This window comes from Psychrobacter sp. CX21 (assembly GCF_057396255.1).
The window spans coordinates 26979-46419 of the sequence record NZ_JBXYJG010000003.1; the positions used below are offsets into that span (position 1 = coordinate 26979).

A 19441-nucleotide genomic window follows, 5' to 3' on the forward strand; every position below is an offset into this window, starting at 1 on the left:
ATTTTCATTCTTTATCTTGCGTTGTTATTTTAATTAAACACTTAAAAACTAGGCTGTATGGACAGTCTAGTTTAATATACTAACCTAGTTATACTAATCTAGTATCGTCCTTTTTTTGCGGTCATTCATAAAGAACTGTTTTTATAAAAATACTTTCTAATAACCATACTCGAAAATTTAATTCGGCCATACCAGCGCCAATAGCCTCATATTTACTATATAATCTTTTATAAGTGCTAAAAAATTACTAATAAAGAATTGCTAACAAGCGTAATAATGCTGTAAGTGCTATATTGGCATGATATATTAGTTAACCGGCGTATTCTAAAATAATCACGATCTAAAACATTTAGTACGGTTTAAACTTACGGATAAGATTTAAATCAACAATGTTTATTTAAAACGAGAATGTTTATTTAAAACCACTAAGTATATTCAAACGATCATGTTTATCTAAAACGACCATATTTATTTAAAAGACAACGTATAAAAGGCAAAAAGATGACGGTAGAGAACCCTGATACGGGGCACAAGGCAACCGAAACAAACCGCCCACATTCGCCCCCACCGCTACCGCCTAATCAAGCGCCGCCTCTCCCTCATGCTTATCATAATGAGCCTTTTTACTCTACTAAAGGTCGAATAGGACGAATACGCTATATCGCCTATGGCATCATATTGGGATTTTGTATTATCACTCCTTTTGTGCTGTTGTGCTTACTTCTATTTTCCTTAAGCACCATGGCATTTGGTTTTGATAGCGCTATCAATTATGGATTGATGATCATTGCATTTTTGGCATATATGGTGTTGTCAGGTTACATTACCTTTGTACCAATGATACGCCGATTGAATGATTTGAACAAATCTGGCTGGCTCAGTCTTCTACTATTTGTACCCGTACTAAACTTATTTTTTATATTGTATGCAATGTTTGCCCCTGGTGACGAAGGAGTGAATAAGTATGGTGTGCCCGCAGAGCCTCCTAGTACGGTATTAAAAATACTAGCCATTGGCTTACCTTTATTTTATATCATCATTTACATCGGCGTCTTTGCGGTAGCATTGATGATGGAAGAACCTCTGCATTATGAGCCATTAGAAGATCCTTTTAGTGATTCCCTGCAATTAGAACAAGTACAAATAGAACAACGAATGCAGTCTAATGAATAATGTGAGTGTTGATTGGTTTAAGTATTGTTTTGGTGTTGATTTGTTGTTTAAAAGAATATTAATTAGAAGGTTAAATAGTCTTGAAGCAAACTTTAATCAAGCCAATAAGACTATTTATAATGGGTTTGTTACTTAACAAATCCTAGTGTGAATTGGGCAAAACTAATCTAGCCTTGTTTTAAAGGCTCAGTTATACGGACTAGGTTATATTGGCTGAATCAAACAAGCCTGATTAGGTAAACTTTTTAGACAGCCACTGACCAATTTTATAAAAAATCCACATGACTAAAAAGATAGTCAATAAAGCAACTAAATAAGTAAGCCAATCAGGGAACGGGCTTAACCACCCTATGCTAAAGGCTAGATTGTGGAATCCCTCTTTTGGCCACTTTGATATCGGCGTATTATTACCTGAATTGACAATGGCTAATAATAGAATTAAACCTATAACACTGGATATTAATCCCCAAATCTTATGTATAGCACCATTATCCATATATACATCTCGCTTTAGTTGTATTTAATTAATCGTTAAAATTAGTTGATAGTCAAAAATCAAATAATGGCTGATGACTTTTGACTAAAAACTTGAATGTACTTTAAATTTATCAGAAATCATTTTAACTAACCTAAATACAACTTGATATTAACGTTATATAGACTCAAGACTAACTGATAAGGCGAGTTTTTAATAGACACTACCAACAGCAATTTACAAGTGTGATTTCTTCTATTGCCTTTTAAAATTCACCTTTAAATGTCATCTTTTTAAAATAGGTCGCTAAACATAGCCTTTTAAACATCACGTAACGCTAAAATTGGTACGACCAAATCTTCTTCATCGGTTAAATGCTGCGATAAAAAGTCAGTACCAGTCACCAAGTTCTGATGGAGACGATCGGCTAACGCTCTATCTTCTTGTGACGACCTCGACAACTCATTATTTAAGCCCAGTAGCTCATCAAGTAACGCATCTAACTTGACATGATCGCGCTCTAATATCTCAAATCCACTTTTGAGCTGAGGATACGAGCTGACAAAATCGGGGAAAAATCCGCGATCCTCAACACTGTGGTGCTGGTGTAGCTTCATAACATGCATACCGATACGCTCAAGTATCTGCGAACGGTAATTCTCCCAATTAAGCGCCCCCATTAAGTACTCTTCGCTCAGCTGTCTTAAAATACGCTGACGCTTGCGAATATTAGTATGTACGTTTAGCCAGCCTGAGGTTTTGTAAGCATAGTCAGAGGCGTACCATTGATTTGGCGGTAGTTTCTCTAGTAAGAAAAGCCAGTCTGATTGTAAGCGGCTGTCAGGATGCCGAGGTGCTACGTCACGCTTTATAACTTCGCAAGCTTGGTTATCGCCCAACGTAGGTGCGTTATCGCTAAATGATACGTTGTTTATACTCATCTTTATCTCTCTTCAATCTTAAGTTAGTCGTTTGGCAATCTTTAATTGATAACCTCAGCTAATAAGATATGGGCTCAAGTTAAGTATATATAATAGCGATTTTAATGTTTTCAAGTAGCTTTTAAATAAGGCTATGTTTACTACATTAAATTTATATGGCATTGTTTGCATATATCAAGAGCTTACCTATTTAGTTTTTTATTTCTTTAACCCTTTATTTCTTTAACTCTTTATTTTTTTAAGCCTGCTTTTCTATCTCATTCCAAATGTCTTTAAATCGATGCTCAAGCTTCGTGCGCATCTCAGTGGTCAGCTTGGTACATAGGTGTCTTAAGCCATGGACAGGGATGCCGCGAACTTCAGTATAAGCGTAATACGCCTCCATCTTTCCAATTAAAGGCAGTTTATTAACAATGATCTCACTGTCATCACCATACTGCTTTAAAAAGCGATCAAAAGATCGCCAGCCCATGCAAATGATATGCTTTGGATTGATGTATTCAATATCAAGCTGGGTTAAAGCAGCATGCTCAGCTTGCTTCTGATTAGGCAGCTGTGCTAACTGAGCTTGTAGTACCGTTTCTTTTGGCGCGGCAAAATAGGAGATAAAGCTGGTTTCAGCACAGTGTTCTAAACGCTCGATGTCACCTGCACACACAATTTCAATAATACGATTGGCATAGCGGCTACCACGCTTAGAATCTTCAATGTATTTGCACTCAACAGGTTCAAATTCTTTAACAACCGATTGGGCTCGGCGTGCTTCTATATCACCCCAATCTTCTCGGTTGCTGTGTCCAGGATTGATACTCACAAATAGCATATCAGGGTTATTGGGTTTACCTGTGATAAAGTTACCTGTATAGCATAGAGGATTGTTAGTTAAGATAAGATTAGCACGTGATACAAACTGATTAATTCGCTGCTGTTTTTCTTTTAAATGATTGTGCAACACGTGTGGCCCTTTAATTGTTTTGCTGGATTATATATCTAAGTTCGTTTCTCTACCGTGGGCATGAATACGCCGTCTTTCTTGACGCTGATAACGAAGACCTGAGCCTGCATACCATTTTGTCTGCGTATCCTGTAGTAGCTCACTCAAACTTTGCAGCTGCTGCTGAAGGCTTTGCGTCAACCAAAAATAGCCCTGCCATTCAAAGGTAAGTTGCTTAATGCTGGGATAGTCTGCAACCTGTATACGGGTTATAGGACGAAAAACCTCATCGTTAGGACTACGCAGCACGGCTGCTATATGGCGCATACCTTGTGTCAGTTCACGATGATAATGATCAACCAATACTCGGTTTTCGGCATCGATAGGACTGTGGGCAAGCTTGGGTGCGGCGCTGAGCAACAAGTCAATGGTGCCTATAATATTACGATGGGTACGCTGTATCATGTCTAGAGTCTGTGTATCTATGCCAGATTCTCTAGCCGTTGGCGCAATATGTCCACGCACCTTGAGTAGTCTTTGATTAATTTTCTTAAATTGCGCCACCATGTCTTTATTAACATAAGTAGGAACAGTGTCTTTGGGCGTACCATCCATGAAGGTGCTTATCGTGGTAGCCCCTAAATCCAAATGCACATCGTTTGTACCCAGATTAGCAGGATTGGCAATTACTGGATGATCTAAGCTTAACTCCTTATTATTAGTCTCACTATCCTCATTCTCAGCATTTGCAAACCGATTGTCTAAGCTTGGGTCTGAAATATAAGCTTCTACCCCATCATACATCTTCGCACAGGCAACAAGGTTATTCGCCAATAAAAAACGCCACATCAAAGTGGATTTTAGCGGTAAGATTAGTGACGCTACGACTGAAAATAAGGTGCCTATAAGCACGTTAATAGCCCGTGCGATACCATCTGGACCAATACTATTGCTACTGGCGATTATCATGCACATAGTAATACCTGTTAATAGTCCGATATATCCCAGATTTTTGATTGAGAAATAACCAATAAAAGAGCTAATGATGCCGACTATAATATAATACAACCACATCGCGCCTAGTGGTGCCAGTAAGTCTTGATTGATCCATAGTAAAAACAAACCAACCACAATACCCAGTACCGTACCCAAAATACGTTCACTCGCTTTGGTATAGATGGCTCCTTGATACTGCAATAAGCCGAGTATGATAAACACCGTAATCGTCGCCCATTCTGAATGAGGAATGGCGGCCCATTTACTAAATAATAAAGTCGCTACTACTGCCACACCCAGCCTTATGGCATGGAGTACATTCGCGTACAGATAGCGGGCATACGGCTCTATAACAGGGGCCACCAATTTTGACTTCAATGAGTTTTTCATTCACACGTTTCTGTTTTTCAAGTAAGTTTCTGTCCTTCAAGTAAAAGCTTCTGTTTTCAAGTGAAAGGTTAAATAGCCTTATTTTTAACTTCTTTTTTTATCAAGTTACGGTCAAACACAACGCCGTTTATCAAATGCTCAGCCTCCCTGATATCATCAAACAGTTCAAAATCTGGAGTCACGTCATTTTGTTTGATAACACTCATGTCACCCGTTGTTTCCATGATAACGGCGAATATTTCAGTTTTTGATTTTACACTATTTTTGCGCAGCACTTCTTGTATATCGCTTTTTGATAGATTGGCCTTTTTGATATTTTCCCATAGAAACTCACCATGCGCCATCAATACCAATGGCTCGTTATCTATAAACATCTTAAGTGGTTTAAACTTACGACGTAAAAGTGAAAATATGCCTTGCAATAAGAACAGTATGCCAATACCGACTAGACCTTGCATCAAAGAAGGTGTCTTTGAAAGCACTGTTGAGGCAAGCATACTACCAACCGCTACGGTCATCGCAAAGTCATGGCTTGATAATTTTGAAAAACTACGCAAGCCCATTAACCGGGTAAAAATTATCAATCCAAAATATATACCTATTGCCGACAAGATAACGCCCGTTACTTGATTCCAGTCCATCGCAAACCATTTTGACCACTCCATAATAGCTCCTAATGTGTTTAATGTGTTTAATTCAGACTCTTTTAATAAAAGATTTTATAAATGTTTTAGCCAGTTTAACTTATTGAATTAATTGTCCCTAAAACAATAGCTAGTATTAAACACGACTACCTATAATGCATAACAATTGTTTACCCTATTTAGGTACCTATTCGCTATGCTAATGACATCTGATATGCGAAATAAAAAAGCTATAAGAATATCATTGGATGCGATAATCCAAATTTTGTAGGTTTAATTCATGGAGAGAATCCTGTTAAGTGGGCTATCATATTTGCAATTATTGCGCTTATTGCAAGCTTTTTAAGCTTCGATGGTGTGGCAGGATTAAGTAATGATTTTACTTATTCTTTTAGTGATAGCGGTAATTTTATTTATCGTGTCATTTTTTTCAAGCAGAACCTAATAGCTGTTAATTAATACGACCTAATAATTAATAACCGCTATCAAACAATAACCGCTATCATGTAAAAATAGTTTCTATTGAACAGTTGCGTTGACCTTATTTATTCTTATAAAAGCATCTATAGTAGGTATAGATGCTTTTTTTAGCAAAGCTTAAAACATTACGAACTTATTAGAATTAATTTATATTAATTAAAGTTAAATTTATTAAGTAATCTGGAGATGTACTCAATCTATGATTTATGACGTTATTGGCGATATACATGGCCACGCTGACAAGCTTAAGGGTTTATTAAATAAGCTTGGCTATAAACTAACCCAACATCCAACTTTAGATATTAATTATTACCAGCCGCCAAACGGACATCAAGCTGTGTTTATTGGGGACTTAATTGACAGGGGTAATAAAGAGCTTGAAACCTTAGAAATTGTTTATGCAATGATTGATGCTGGCGTCGCAGAGGCCGTCATGGGTAATCATGAATACAACGCCTTGGCATATGCCACCCTTGATGAATCCGCGATGCAGCAACGGGCTGCAACTAAAGGGGCTACTGATCCTATCTATTTGCGCCACCACAATGACACCCATGAGCGTCAACATAAAGCATTTTTAGACGAAGTGCCGTTTGGCTCAGAGGCTCATAAATACTGGCTTGATAGGTTTTATGAATTACCCCTATGGATTGAGACTGAGCATGCTTGTTTTGTTCACGCCTGTTGGGATGTAGACAACATGCAGGTATTAAAGCCCCTGTTAACCGCAGACAATCAACTGACTATGGAAGCTTTACAGCGTACAGGGCAAAAGCACTCTATTGAATACGATGCTTTAGAGAGGGTATTAAAAGGCGTCGAAATTGCGCTACCTTCAGGGTCAAGCTTTACCGATAAAGATGGGGCTGTTCGTAGCCGCGTCAGAGTGAGATGGTGGCAGAAACAATTACAAGGACAACGTATTGTCGATATCGCTCGTGCGCCATCTCACGATATGCAGCAAATACCCAAAGACGCTGTGGCAAAAAACCTTGAGTTTAAATTGAAAACTGATAAACCGGTCTTTATTGGTCACTACTGGCTTACCGGACAACCTGAGCCACTTAGCGATCAAGTAGTTTGCACAGACTATTCAGCAGCTGGCTCTGGTTATTTAACGGCCTATCGCTTTGATAGCAGTCATCCGATGCCACTGTCTGCCGATAACTTTGTGCAATACAAACACGATAAAGACCATAAATAATAAGGCATTGTTTAGTCCTTACAAAATTTAAAAAAGTGGCTTTTTATTGCGTCAAAAATTTTGTATGATGGATGTTTTTTCACAGGAATTTCTAATCATGGCAAATGCCAATACCAGCCACAAAACCAGCACCTCGCAAGGACCCATTCAATCTCCAGCGGGTACCACAAAAGTAGGCATTATCATGGGTTCACAGTCTGATTGGCCTACCATGAGTTTGGGCGTGCAACTATTGGCAGATTTTGGTATTGCGTTTGAATGTGAAGTGGTCTCAGCGCATCGTACGCCTGATAAATTATTTGATTACGCCAAATCGGCTAAGTCTAAAGGGTTACAAGTGATCATAGCTGGTGCTGGTGGCGCTGCTCATTTACCCGGCATGTGCGCCAGTCAGACTGAGTTACCTGTACTAGGTGTGCCCGTTAAATCATCGACTTTAAGTGGTTGGGATAGCTTATTGTCTATTGTGCAGATGCCTAAAGGTATAGCCGTTGGCACCTTAGCGATTGGTACCGCTGGTGCTTATAACGCAGGGTTATTGGCCATTCAAATTCTAGCCTTGCAGGATGAAGACTTGGCTAAGAAGTTAGTAGAGTTTCGTAGCAATCAAACAGACACTATTTTAGCCAGTCCAACGCCAGGCGTTATTAACCCGTAGAACTACCAACTCTTCAAAATGGCTGTAAAGCGTCTTCTATACTTATATATTTTCAATTATATTAAGTACAAGCTGATTATATATTAAGGGTCAACCATGACAACAACCAATGCTTATCCTACAACTCAAACTATCCGTACTATCGGCATTTTAGGAGGCGGTCAACTTGGTATGATGTTGGCCGAGGCCGCCCTGCCTCTTGGTTATCGTTGTGTGTTTTTAGAAGATGCCCCAAATTGCCCTGCGTCTTTATATGGCCAAGTATTTAGCAGTGAGCAACTTGAAGGTTTTATCGCGGCGGCCGATGTGTTCACCTTGGAGTTTGAAAATACGCCAGCTGAGACAGTAGCACGCCTCAAGCAAATGTCAGATGCGGGTCAAAAACAAGGTATGTTCCCGCCACCACAAGCTCTTAAAGTGGCTCAAGATCGCTTAAATGAAAAGACTTTATTCAATGAACTAAACATTAAGACCGTCCCCTTTGTCAGTGTTAGCTCAAAAGCAGAGCTTAAAGAAGCTTGCAATACGCTTGGATTACCTTTAGTACTAAAAACCAGCCGTGGTGGTTATGATGGTAAAGGTCAGTTTGTGATAAAAACTGAAGCAGACATTGAAGAGGCTTGGAAAGCATTGGGTGATGCCGTCACTGGTAAAAGTAATCTAACTCTCACACCTGCACCTTTAATAGCCGAAGGCTTTATCGACTTTAGTCGAGAAGTGTCCATTATCGCCACACGTGCGCAAGATGGCACTATCCGCACGTATGATTTGGTGGAAAACCATCATCATACTGGTATTTTAGCAACCTCCCATGCGCCTGCGGTAGGAACCAGTCATCTATTGCCACAAGCAAAAAAAGCCATTGAAACTTTAATGACTCATTTGGATTATGTGGGTACCATGGCTTTAGAGCTTTTTGTTAGTAAAGATGACAAAGGTAAAGATGTTATCTTAGCCAATGAAATTGCACCACGTGTTCATAACTCAGGTCACTGGAGCATCGAAGGTGCCGTTACCAGTCAGTTCGAAAATCATATGCGCGCAGTGGTTGGTTTACCATTAGGAGATACTGATAATGTATATCCTTCTGTGATGGTTAATGTGCTGGGTGAGTATCCAAATGTGGCTGACGTCTTAGCCATTGACGGTGCACATTATCATACTTATCACAAAGAAGAACGCGCAGACCGTAAAATAGCCCATATAACTTTAATGCCAAACGATGTTGCCCAACTTGATATGGCTTTAGAGCAGTTAATTTCAGTTCTGCCAAATAAGATGGGGTTTGCATCGTGAGTGAAAATAAATCGCCCGTTAAAAAAGAGGGCATGACTATCTGGATCGATGCCGACGCTTGTCCTTTGGTGGTAAAAGATCTGATAACCAAAACGGTAGTTCGCACTAATACCCCCGCTATCTTTGTTGCTAATCAGCCGATAAAAGTGCGTAAGTCACCACTGATTGCCATGAAAGTAGTGGGTTCAGGATTTGATGTGGCTGATGACTACATTGCAGATAATGTCAAAAAAGGCGATCTTGTTATTACCAGTGACATTCCGCTGGCCAATGATGTGCTTGATAATGACGGACAAGTATTGACCCCGCATGGTGTTATCTATGATAAAAATAACATCAAACAAAAACTCAATGCTCGTGACTTTATGGATACCATGCGCTCCACTGGGGTGCTCGATTTAACTCAGATGGGCGGTCAAAAGCCTTATTCTGATAAAGATAAAAAGCAATTTGCCGATGGGTTAAATAAGCTGGTGCGTTAGGGATTAAAAAATTCACCCTTACCCTACAAACCCAACACCATCCGATGCGCAACCACTCGTCCATTCTCTGACACATCTTCAATAACCTTAAACCCATTGGCTAAATAGAACGGCTTGGCTGTCAAAGTCGACTCAGCGGTAAGCGCTGTTATACCTCGTTGAAGAAAGTCTTCTTTCGTTCTGTTCAATAATTGTTTGCCTATCCCTTGCCCTTGGTAATCAGGGCTCACATAGTTAAGCAATATCTCACCTTTTTTGGACACTAAGATAAAACCAATAATTTGCTCATCAACTTTATAAACCAAGGCATCATTGTTGCTGATCCATTGTTCGACATTACTTTGCGTTTTATTTGCAAGCCACTGCTCAATTGCAACAGGATCATTTTGATGATCTGCAGCGCAGGATAGAATACTCTCCCTAATAACACTCACGATTTCTTTTGCATCTGCTATTTTTGCTGGTTCAATCATCTCAGCTTTCCTATTTTGAGTCGTTTGCCTATTATCAATTACTTTTATATTTTAAGTTACTTTAGACGTTTTGAGTTGCTTTAGTAACACTAATTTTTCCACGCCCTTTATGTTTTTCTAGAAATACTGCGCCCACCCACTCAAATCATTCGATTAATCGTTTTTTATTTATAAATAAAAACAAATATAAATCAATACCTTATATTAATTTTAAAATAATTATCTAAAAAAAGTAAAAAATAAGTGTAAGGAAAGTCACCCGTGCCACGTCTAATTAATAACAGACAAATAACTTGCCATTGATTTGAGTACGACATCATTGAAAGGGCTCTTAGTTTGTAGACTGTTATCACCTATCAATTATTTATCCCTATCAATGGAGTACATCATGAAAAAATCAGCATTTATTACCAGTTTAGCATTAGGTTCACTTATGACTATGAGTGGCGCTAATGCAGCAAACCCCTTTAATGCCGAACCTATGCTAAACGCGCACCAAAGTGATAGTAAAACAGCAGACGCTAAGTGTGGCGAAGGTAAATGCGGCACAGTCAAAAAACCTACCAAAAAAACGGATGCCAAATGTGGTGAAGGCAAATGTGGTGCAAGTGAATAGCTTACCTATGGCTTAAAACTGACAGTACGTACAAACGGACATTTAAAAACTGAGCGCTGTTGTCACTTTCGCTTCGTAAACAGCACAACGTTCAAACCAATCAATCTAATCAAAAAGGGAATATTATTATGAATACCAAATCAATCGTTGCAAGTTTAGCCCTAGGCTCATTAGTTACCTTAGGTGGTTGTACATCAACCAATCCTTTTTCCGCTAATGAAATGGACTCAGGCTACAAAAACGGTGAAAAAGCTCATCAAGGGTCATGTGGTGCTGAAAAAAGTGCTGAAGGTAGTTGCGGCGCCGATAAAAAAGCCGAAAGTTCATGTGGTGCAGACAAGAAAATGGATGCCAAATGTGGTGAAGCCAAATGTGGTGGCACTAAATAGCCTTAACAGACGCAATTTCCCATTACTGGGTTGACCTTCAAGGTTTACCCATCCAATCAGATTTTTAAAGGACTACTATGACGTTAACAATGCCAAGCTCATTTACAACCGTTAAAGATGCCACTGTTCAATCAATACAACAGTTAGGCGGAGCAGGGCTTGGGTTTCGTCGTGAGCTTTTGGCTGAGATGCGTAAAGCTGATCTCTCTGCTATCGATTTTTTTGAGATATCGCCTGAGAACTGGTTAAATTCTAACGGTCAAATGGGCGGTCAATACCACAAGCAGTTAAGATCATTTACCGAACAACACCCCTTCGTTTGTCATGGCTTGTCGCTATCAATCGGTAGCACAGCCACTTTAGATACCGCACTTTTAAAAAATATCAAAGCCCTTATGCAGACCCACGATATCGGGCTATACACCGAGCATCTGTCTTGGTGTAGCGACACCTCGGGTCATTTATATGACTTGCTCCCTATCCCTTGTACTGAAGAGGCGGTTTATTGGGTGGCTAATAGAATTAAGCAGGCCCAAGATATTTTGGGTCAGCAAATTGGGTTTGAAAACGCCTCTTATTACTTTAGTCCCCCAACGAATGGCGTCAGCAGTGATATGAGCGATGCTGAATTTATCAGTGCCGTTGCCAATGAGGCAGACTGCTTATTGCATTTGGATGTGAATAATATTTATGTCAAAAGTCAAAACTTTGGCTTTGATGCGCACGAGTACTTACGGCAACTGCCACTTGAGCGTACCTGTTATCTCCATGTGGCGGGGCATCATACTGAAGAAGATGGGCTGATTGTAGATACTCATGGTGCAAGCGTGATTGATCCTGTTTGGGCATTATTATCTGACGCTTATGCCCTTATAGAGCAAAAAACAGGACGTCCTGCCAGCACCTTACCGACTTGTTTAGAGCGCGATTTCAATTTTCCAAGTATGGATGAATTGATTGATGAAGTGGCCTATATTCGCCAGTTACAGGCTCAGTCAATTAAGCCACAAACGAGTTCTGCCCAAAAAACGACGTTACCCTATCCGTTATTGTCTAGTTATAGGGCTAATAATAGTCAGCAGGCTAATCAAGGCCTGCAGACTAAGGATGGTCAGCATGACCTTATCTAAAGTGATTTCTGCTAACGCTGATATCTCGGTAGCTTCTGAATTAACAGCCACCTCACATCTGGCAGAGTTTCAGCAGAATTTTGGTCAATATTTACGAGAACAAAAGACCGGTATCGACAATCCCAACTCGGACAATGCTTCCCCTTATCTTACAAACGAGACTCATACACAAGAGAATCTGACAAATGTGACTCTCGCAAACGGGGCATCCATCCCCAGTCGTATTGGCAATTTATATCAAACACTTGTATTTAATAATATTCGAGGCTTCTTAGATAAGTGTTTTCCTGTTTGCCAAAGTTTAATTAGTGATGATAAATGGCTCTATGTTTGTAAGCAGTTTTTCCTTAACCATCCTTGCCATAGTCCTTATTTCACAGAAATTAACCAGCACTTTGTCGATTATTTATCTGAACCTAATGTATTACAACTATTAGATCTACCGCCGTATTTTGCCGAACTGGCGCATTACGAATGGGTCGAGCTTATGGTCGATACCTATATTCTTGACGCTTTGCCAATTACCGCTCCGATGGTTAACACTAAGCAGCTTATCAGTGACTCGGCTTTGGATGACTGCGATTTAGATTTAAACGATATGGGTTTAAACGACTTGTGTAGAAGCTATTTAAGCATAAATCCAAGCGTTCAAAATTTACACTACCAATGGCCGGTACATCTTATTAGCTCGGAGTTTCAACCCAGTAATCCTGAGGACAGTTTTTACTTGGTCTATAGAGATTATCAGGATAAGGTTCAGTTTATGACCGTTAATGCGCTCACTTATGCCCTAAGTGACTTTATCCAAAGCCATGTCAGTAGCAGTAGCAATGTCGATAACTATAGCCCAATTATGGCAACTGACAGTGGTCTGACCAAATTGATGCAAGCGTTTGCTAACCACTTAGGATATGACGACGAGCAGATTTTAGTATCCTTTGGCATACCTTTAATTCATCAGCTAGTGGATCAGCAGGTTTTAATACCAATACCGGATAAAACATTAGGACATACTCAAATACCTGTATTTAACTGTTTATAGCAGCTAGGTGATAGCAGACTGGGAATTATTTATTAAACTTCTGACACCACCTTTCAGACAGTGTCAATAAATGATACCCAGTCACTATAGTCTCCATTATGCTTAAGCCCTAACCTTACCGTCCAAATATATAGAACCCTTTTCTAACCTTGAGAGTATCTTATGAGCTTTGCCAACAACACCCTTAGACCCTTTAACGCCGTTATTTCTCGATTAGAATCGTTAGATTTTATTACGCCTTTAGCGATACGCTTATACCTTGCGCCTATTTTTATCAGTGCAGGCTGGAACAAGGTCACAGGTTTTAATGACATCGTACAATGGTTTGGCAATAGTGATTGGGGATTAGGTTTGCCAATGCCGACGTTTATGGCGGTACTTGTTATTTTGGCAGAACTAGTGGGCGGCATTGCGTTATTATTTGGGTTAGGCACCCGTTTTGTGTCATTCTCCTTGATTATTACCATGTTGGTAGCGATGTTCAGTGTCCACTGGGTCAATGGCTGGTATGCTATTACTCCGACCAATCCAGACACCAGCCTTTCTAGCCTAATGAATACGTTTGGCTTTTGGGGCAGTGAGGCCAGTTTAGAGAATACAAATGAGGCGGCGTCACGTTTGGATAAGGCAAAAGAGATATTACAAACTCATGGTAACTATGACTGGCTAACCGAAACGGGTAATTTTGTGATTTTAAATAACGGAATTGAGTTTGCGGCCACCTATGCAGTCATGCTACTGGTGACCTTATTTTATGGCGCAGGTCGTTATGTGAGTTTAGATTATTGGCTAAATCCTTCTGCTTCTAAGCGGCAGTATAATTACAAGACTTAATTAGCTTATACTTTTACTTATGATTTTGCTTATGCCTAAACCTTGCACTTTAAAGTTATACCCTCAATACTAAATACTAACAACCGTACCCGATAACTTGTCTTGTTTGACAACGGTACACATAAGAGCTGTTAAAATGAACGAAGCGAGTCAGCTTCCTGTCCCGGAGCATTCTAGTATTACCCCGCAGTTTGTCGAAGCAGTTCGACATCAAATGCTTGCATTTGCTCGCCTGCAATTGGACGATTATCATTTGGCAGAAGATGTGGTTCAAGATGCGTTACTCTCAGCGCTACAATATAGTGGTCAATTTAAAGGCAATGCGGCTTTTAAAAGCTGGGTATTTGCCATTTTAAAAAATAAAATTATTGATAATATTCGCAAAAATAGTAAATACTCTACGATATCGAGCATGCAAGAGAGTAGCGATGGCAATGAGGATAGCTTATTGGATGCCTTATTTGATGAGGCTGGGTCTTGGTATCCAGAGTGTAAGCCGAGTCAATTTGATGACAGTTGGTGTGACCCTGAAGCCCATGTCCATACCGAGGGATTTTGGCAGGTACTTGAAGCCTGCTTAACCAACCTACCAAGTGAACAAGCGCGCGCATTTTTGATGCGTGAATACATTGAGCTTGAGACCCAAGAGATCTGCGAGTCGTTAAAGATAAGTAGCAGTAATTATTATGTGTTAATGCATCGAGCACGACTTGGTCTTCAGACTTGTTTGTCCATAAAATGGTTTAACTATGCTGACGAATAACGGCTTTCTTGGATAAGGGTTTTATAGAAAAGGTATAGTCAAAGAAGTTTTAAAAGGGTTATAAGGCAACCGAGTGCAAGTACTACTGGAGTAGGATTAACGAGGGTAACACTGCAACCATTTAGTCGTTCGCTGACTATATTAGAGAGCTGTAGAGAATTCATCGATATTAAGGCTAAGGCGACATACACTATGAAAAACTGTAAACGCATCACCAAAATTGTCAGCGATGGGCAAGAGCGACCATTACATCTTGCGGAAAAAATACAACTGCATTCCCATTTAATAATGTGCCCTGGATGTCGAGCGTTCAAAGACAACAGTAAAACATTGAGTAAAATTATGAAAGACTTTCAGTCCAAAGATACTCATAGTCCCTCTGAAAATGAGTAGCACATCTAACAATTAACTTATCGATGAAGGCCAGTATATATACTACTTTAATGCTACTTAATGGCTTAAACGCTACTTAATGGTTTAAAAGGGTTAATTGCTTGACCTAATCGAATTACTTGAAACTGTCGAATTAATTAAAATTGTCGAATGGCTTATAGTTGTCGAATGGCTGGCATACTAAGCCCTATCCACACCAAACCCGATCACATCATCAATATTTTTTGCACCCGTCATCACCATCATCAACCTATCAATGCCTAGCGCAATGCCACTACACGCTGGCAGCGCATCGCAAGCCGCCAATAGACGCTCATCGATTGGCATAACAGGCAACCCTCGCTGAGTCCGTTCAATATTATCCTGCTCAAATCGCGCCCTTAATGCTTGACTGTCTGCCAGTTCATCATACGCATTGGCAATCTCAATGCCATTGATATATAACTCGAATCGTTTGGCAACCTTATTACCGTCACTATCCGTTTCAATTTTTGCCAAAGCCGCGGTCGCAGGGGGATAATCGGTTATCAAAGTCGGACTATCGTGACCCAAATTAGGCTCTACTAGGTGGCTAAACAACAAATCTAGCCACCCTTGATGATCCTCCCCCAAATCGATACCAGACAGACCATTATGCTTTGCAATAGCCGATAAAATATGGCAATTGGCACTTAAAGGGTTTACACCCACATAATCCATATATGCTTGGCTATAACTGTAGTGTGTTAGTACCTGCTCACGCTCAAAAACCACAGTGAGCAATTCAGCCAGCTCTAAAGCCAGCTCATTTAGACTAAATCCAGGACGATACCACTCAAGCATCGTAAACTCACTGTTATGACGATGACCTACCTCATTATCTCTAAATACAGGACAAATCTGATAAATCGCCACTTGCCAAGCTGCCAACATACGTTTCATGGTAAATTCTGGTGACGTATGTAGGTAGTAAGTTGTTGGGGTATCTTGGAGAGTAATATTGGCAGAAATTGATGGCACAAACACATCTGTATTGCCTGCTTGAGAAAGCAGAGGCGTTTGCACTTCTAGTACGTTTTTCTGTGCGAAAAATTCTCGGATTTTGGCAAGCATCTCGGCACGTTTATGAGCCATCCCAAGGCTCATTGTAGGGTGGAAATCAAGTGATTGAGACATGGAAACACCCTATACAAATAGCCATTCACGGCGCAGAGAGTAGTTTTTACGAAGAACATCAAACGCCTCAGCAGGTACAGCTTGCTCACTGCTATCGACACTGTCTCTAAGCAACTTATCATCTGCTTTAATATCATAAAACTCAGTCAGTTGTTGCGGATTATCTTTTAGCTGCTGCCACTTATATGGATTCTCAAGCAATAAATCAGCCATTAAGTCCTGCTCTTTAATGGTCAAGATATCTGTACCCCTCTCGCCATAAGAGCGTACAAAAGTATCAAAAATCATCTGCGTCCCTCGCAGCTTGCCCTCAAGGGTATAACCAGCAATATGTGGCGTGGCAATCGTTAATCTATTTAATAACTCGGCACTAACGGTTGGCTCATGTTCGAACACATCAAGCACAACCTGACGCTCAGGATGTTTATCCAAATCCGCCAATAAATCTGCTTCATTGACCACAGCACCACGTGAGGTATTGATTAGCATTGTATCTACCGGCATTTTTTCTAAAACAGTACTATTAATCATATGCTGGGTGGGCAACTCACTATAGCCCAGCAGGGTCAATGGTACATGTAAGCTAATAACGTCGCTTTCACGAAGCACTTTATCAAAGCTTGCATTGTTAATCTTAGAATCAGCTAACAAAGGGTCATAACCTAGCACCTGCCAGCCTAAATCAAGGGCGTATCCAGCAAGCGTACTACCAATATTGCCCAAACCGATAATACCTAACTTTATTGGCTCTATTGGTTTGGTAGGTGTATCTTTACTGTCTTTAAATGCCCAATACTGAGGACGCAGTGTTAGGATGGCGCTAATGACATACTGCGCAACTGAGTGCTTACTACAGCCAGCTGCATTGGAAAAATTAACACCACGCTGAGTTAGATAATCTTGATCGACATGATCCGTACCTATGGTTGCTGAGCCCACATATTTAACAGTGCTATTGTTTGCTAAAAGCGCTTCGTTTATTGGAGTAACTGAACGAATCAGTAATGCGTCAGGCTGATACTCAGCAATGACTTTGGTATCGATATCACGACCAGCCATCGCAATGAGATTAATAGACTGCTGCAACACTTGCTCATTAAAATAATCATGTAAATTCGCAATATTACTATCAGCGATTATGGTCAGCATACTTACCCTTTTTATTATATAAACGCTTTTATACCCTACTGGATATTGTAGGTGACATTTTTTATACGTGCTTTTTTTTAAGTGTTTTTTTATAGTTTCTATTAATTAGTTTCTATTTATATAGGTGCGGTTTATTATAGGTGCTATTTCGCGTAGCTATTATTTTTCGTGGGTGCTATTAGCCGCCTTGGATTCATCTGTTGCATCGGTTGTATCTACCTGAGGGGAATCCTCTAAGTCAGGCGCTTTGCCTATGACGACAATATTGTTTTTCTTTAAGCTACTAGCATTTGAGTTACTGGATTCATTATTACCGAGGCCAGCATTTGGGTCAGCTGCAGAAGGCGTTTGCATCGCTTCTTTGTCTAAACCTTGCTCTACACGATGTAAAGCAGAATCTGCGAACGGATATTTACTAAACGAGACCACATCAGGAGATATTTCAAATGACACAGGGGTTTCTGCAGGCGTCCATTGGTGACGATGGAGCCTGGTATAGAATGGCGCAAAAATCACATTACGGTGCTCATTAATCCATTCGCGCCATACAGCCAGAGCAATGGCTAACACCACAGGCCCAATAAACAGACCGACAAATCCAAAAGCGGTTAATCCGCCTAACACCCCAATAAAGATAATGATAAAAGGAATCTTAGTAGCGCCTGATATGACGATAGGACGAATTAAATTATCTACCCAGCTTATAACCAAAGTCCCCCATAACGCTAAGCCAATTGCTTCAGCAGCCATTCCTTGAGTAAATAGCCAAATACACACCCCGCCCCAAGCAAAAGGCGTACCAAACGGGATTAACGCAATCACAAAGGTCATTAGCGTTAACAAAATTGGACTTGGCGCCCCAGCAAAATAGTAGCCAATACCTGCCAAAAATGCCTGCGCCAAAGCAGTCAAACCAATGCCATACACAACAGCTTGGGTAGTAGATCCTACCGAATCAATGTAATTATCAATCCGATTGCCAATAATGTTACGCAGCGCTTGACGAATTTGTTTCATCAAACTGATACCATCACGGTAAAAGAAAAACAGCGTCATCAGCGCCATACCTAGCTTTGCCATGGTACTAAACGCCACATCTAACGCTACCTTACCGTAATACAAATGCGACTGCATCCACGCTCTAAATGCATTTAATGAAGCTTCAGGGTCTTTATTTATCTCCCACAAGATATCTTTGATCTGTTGTCCAATGACAGGTAAGTTCTTAATCTCTTCTGGCAAATCAACATAGCCTGCTTTGATGCGGTGTAATAATGTACCGTACAAATTAAGCGCCTCTTGTTGTAAAACAAACAGCCCAAGCACGATAGGTACGCCTAAAATCAGTGATACAGTCACCGTCATGATACCGGCGCTCATATCAGAGCTTAATTTAACTTTTCGATAAAAGAAATTGTAAAGAGGGTATGTCACATAAGCCAAAATCGCTGCCCAAAGTGCAGGCACGATGAAAAACTGTACCACTTTAAAACACAGTATAAATAAGATAACCAACAATGTTGCGGTTAATATTCGCTGCGTAACCAGCTCACGTGTCCAGTTTTCAATCATGATAACGCATACCTAAAGAAATACAGTCTTAACAATGCCTCAAATACGATGCCTCAAATACGATGCCACAAATTCGATACTATAAGGTTCGAAAGTATAGATTCGATAAAATAAAAAATAATCTTAAGAGAGTTATGATAAAAAGAATAATGTCAAAGAGTGACGCTTAATATTATGCGATAAAGTCATATAAATGAGTAATGCTAACTTGTAATTATTACTTACAATATTACTGCTAGAGCATTAAAGCTG

Annotated in this window: 20 protein-coding genes and 2 pseudogenes; 13 read left to right on the forward strand and 9 right to left on the reverse strand. The window is 40.0% G+C overall.

Translation table 11 applies throughout. The features are described from left to right. Positions 1–501 precede the first annotated feature (501 nt). Positions 502–1173 carry a DUF805 domain-containing protein gene (locus AC2SLP_RS02560; protein WP_486535075.1) on the forward strand — a complete coding sequence of 224 codons (672 nt, stop codon included), beginning with the start codon at positions 502–504 and terminating at the stop codon, positions 1171–1173. Between the two features lie 232 nt (positions 1174–1405). Here AC2SLP_RS02560 and AC2SLP_RS02565 read toward each other — a convergent pair whose 3' ends face one another. From AC2SLP_RS02565 to AC2SLP_RS02585, 5 genes are all read right to left on the reverse strand, one after another. After that, the gene (locus AC2SLP_RS02565; protein WP_486535076.1) at positions 1406–1669 is read right to left on the reverse strand and encodes a hypothetical protein; all 264 of its coding nucleotides are present in this window, start codon (positions 1667–1669) and stop codon (positions 1406–1408) included. 299 nt (positions 1670–1968) lie between these two features. Further along, entirely contained in the window at positions 1969–2589 is a 621-nt protein-coding gene (locus AC2SLP_RS02570; protein WP_486535077.1) for a hemerythrin domain-containing protein, read from the reverse strand. A gap of 238 nt (positions 2590–2827) precedes the next feature. Then, positions 2828–3544: a hypothetical protein gene (locus AC2SLP_RS02575; protein ID WP_486535078.1), complete on the reverse strand. Its 717-nt coding sequence runs from the start codon at positions 3542–3544 to the stop codon at positions 2828–2830. 27 nt (positions 3545–3571) lie between these two features. Then, positions 3572–4909, reverse strand: coding sequence for an FUSC family protein (locus AC2SLP_RS02580; RefSeq protein WP_486535079.1), 1338 nt, complete (start codon positions 4907–4909; stop codon positions 3572–3574). A gap of 68 nt (positions 4910–4977) precedes the next feature. Next, positions 4978–5574 (reverse strand): DUF421 domain-containing protein, encoded by a 597-nt coding sequence (locus AC2SLP_RS02585; RefSeq protein WP_486535080.1) that lies wholly within the window; start codon positions 5572–5574, stop codon positions 4978–4980. A 255-nt stretch (positions 5575–5829) separates the two neighbouring features. Between AC2SLP_RS02585 and AC2SLP_RS02590 the strand changes: the two are divergent. The 5 genes and pseudogenes from AC2SLP_RS02590 to AC2SLP_RS02610 all read left to right on the forward strand — a co-directional run bounded on the left by AC2SLP_RS02590 (position 5830) and on the right by AC2SLP_RS02610 (position 9673). After that, positions 5830–5998: pseudogene (locus tag AC2SLP_RS02590) on the forward strand (DUF1328 family protein). Between the two features lie 234 nt (positions 5999–6232). Next, positions 6233–7237 (forward strand): metallophosphoesterase, encoded by a 1005-nt coding sequence (locus AC2SLP_RS02595; RefSeq protein WP_486535081.1) that lies wholly within the window; start codon positions 6233–6235, stop codon positions 7235–7237. Between the two features lie 97 nt (positions 7238–7334). Then, positions 7335–7895, forward strand: coding sequence for a 5-(carboxyamino)imidazole ribonucleotide mutase (gene purE, locus AC2SLP_RS02600; protein ID WP_486535082.1), 561 nt, complete (start codon positions 7335–7337; stop codon positions 7893–7895). Between the two features lie 96 nt (positions 7896–7991). Then, positions 7992–9191 (forward strand): 5-(carboxyamino)imidazole ribonucleotide synthase, encoded by a 1200-nt coding sequence (locus tag AC2SLP_RS02605; RefSeq protein WP_486535083.1) that lies wholly within the window; start codon positions 7992–7994, stop codon positions 9189–9191. A 32-nt stretch (positions 9192–9223) separates the two neighbouring features. Beyond that, positions 9224–9673, forward strand: coding sequence for a YaiI/YqxD family protein (locus AC2SLP_RS02610; protein WP_486535258.1), 450 nt, complete (start codon positions 9224–9226; stop codon positions 9671–9673). Between the two features lie 23 nt (positions 9674–9696). On the opposite strand, the gene AC2SLP_RS02615 is transcribed toward AC2SLP_RS02610, so the two are convergent. Next, entirely contained in the window at positions 9697–10146 is a 450-nt protein-coding gene (locus tag AC2SLP_RS02615; RefSeq protein ID WP_486535084.1) for a GNAT family N-acetyltransferase, read from the reverse strand. Positions 10147–10534: 388 nt separating this feature from the next. Between AC2SLP_RS02615 and AC2SLP_RS02620 the strand changes: the two genes are divergently transcribed. From AC2SLP_RS02620 to AC2SLP_RS02650, 7 genes are all read left to right on the forward strand, one after another. After that, positions 10535–10762 carry an HvfA family oxazolone/thioamide-modified RiPP metallophore gene (locus tag AC2SLP_RS02620; RefSeq protein ID WP_486535085.1) on the forward strand — a complete coding sequence of 76 codons (228 nt, stop codon included), beginning with the start codon at positions 10535–10537 and terminating at the stop codon, positions 10760–10762. 128 nt (positions 10763–10890) lie between these two features. After that, positions 10891–11151, forward strand: coding sequence for an HvfA family oxazolone/thioamide-modified RiPP metallophore (locus AC2SLP_RS02625; protein ID WP_486535086.1), 261 nt, complete (start codon positions 10891–10893; stop codon positions 11149–11151). A gap of 77 nt (positions 11152–11228) precedes the next feature. Further along, positions 11229–12281 (forward strand): HvfB family MNIO-type RiPP peptide maturase, encoded by a 1053-nt coding sequence (locus AC2SLP_RS02630; protein ID WP_486535087.1) that lies wholly within the window; start codon positions 11229–11231, stop codon positions 12279–12281. Continuing rightward, complete coding sequence (locus tag AC2SLP_RS02635) at positions 12268–13323, forward strand: HvfC family RiPP maturation protein (RefSeq protein ID WP_486535088.1); 1056 nt, start codon at positions 12268–12270, stop codon at positions 13321–13323. The genes AC2SLP_RS02630 and AC2SLP_RS02635 overlap by 14 nt, the downstream gene beginning before the upstream one ends. Before the next feature lie 162 nt (positions 13324–13485). Further along, the gene (locus AC2SLP_RS02640; RefSeq protein ID WP_486535089.1) at positions 13486–14157 is read left to right on the forward strand and encodes an HvfX family Cu-binding RiPP maturation protein; all 672 of its coding nucleotides are present in this window, start codon (positions 13486–13488) and stop codon (positions 14155–14157) included. Between the two features lie 136 nt (positions 14158–14293). Then, positions 14294–14920: a sigma-70 family RNA polymerase sigma factor gene (locus AC2SLP_RS02645; protein ID WP_486535090.1), complete on the forward strand. Its 627-nt coding sequence runs from the start codon at positions 14294–14296 to the stop codon at positions 14918–14920. Positions 14921–15112: 192 nt separating this feature from the next. After that, entirely contained in the window at positions 15113–15313 is a 201-nt protein-coding gene (locus AC2SLP_RS02650; RefSeq protein ID WP_486535091.1) for a zf-HC2 domain-containing protein, read from the forward strand. Between the two features lie 180 nt (positions 15314–15493). Here AC2SLP_RS02650 and epmA read toward each other — a convergent pair whose 3' ends face one another. The 3 genes and pseudogenes from epmA to AC2SLP_RS02665 all read right to left on the reverse strand — a co-directional run. Beyond that, positions 15494–16468, reverse strand: coding sequence for an EF-P lysine aminoacylase EpmA (gene epmA / locus AC2SLP_RS02655; RefSeq protein WP_486535092.1), 975 nt, complete (start codon positions 16466–16468; stop codon positions 15494–15496). Positions 16469–16477: 9 nt separating this feature from the next. Next, positions 16478–17617: a 4-phosphoerythronate dehydrogenase gene (locus tag AC2SLP_RS02660; protein WP_486535093.1), complete on the reverse strand. Its 1140-nt coding sequence runs from the start codon at positions 17615–17617 to the stop codon at positions 16478–16480. A 507-nt stretch (positions 17618–18124) separates the two neighbouring features. After that, positions 18125–19189: pseudogene (locus AC2SLP_RS02665) on the reverse strand (AI-2E family transporter); the annotation flags it as partial. Between the last annotated feature and the right edge of the window lie 252 nt (positions 19190–19441).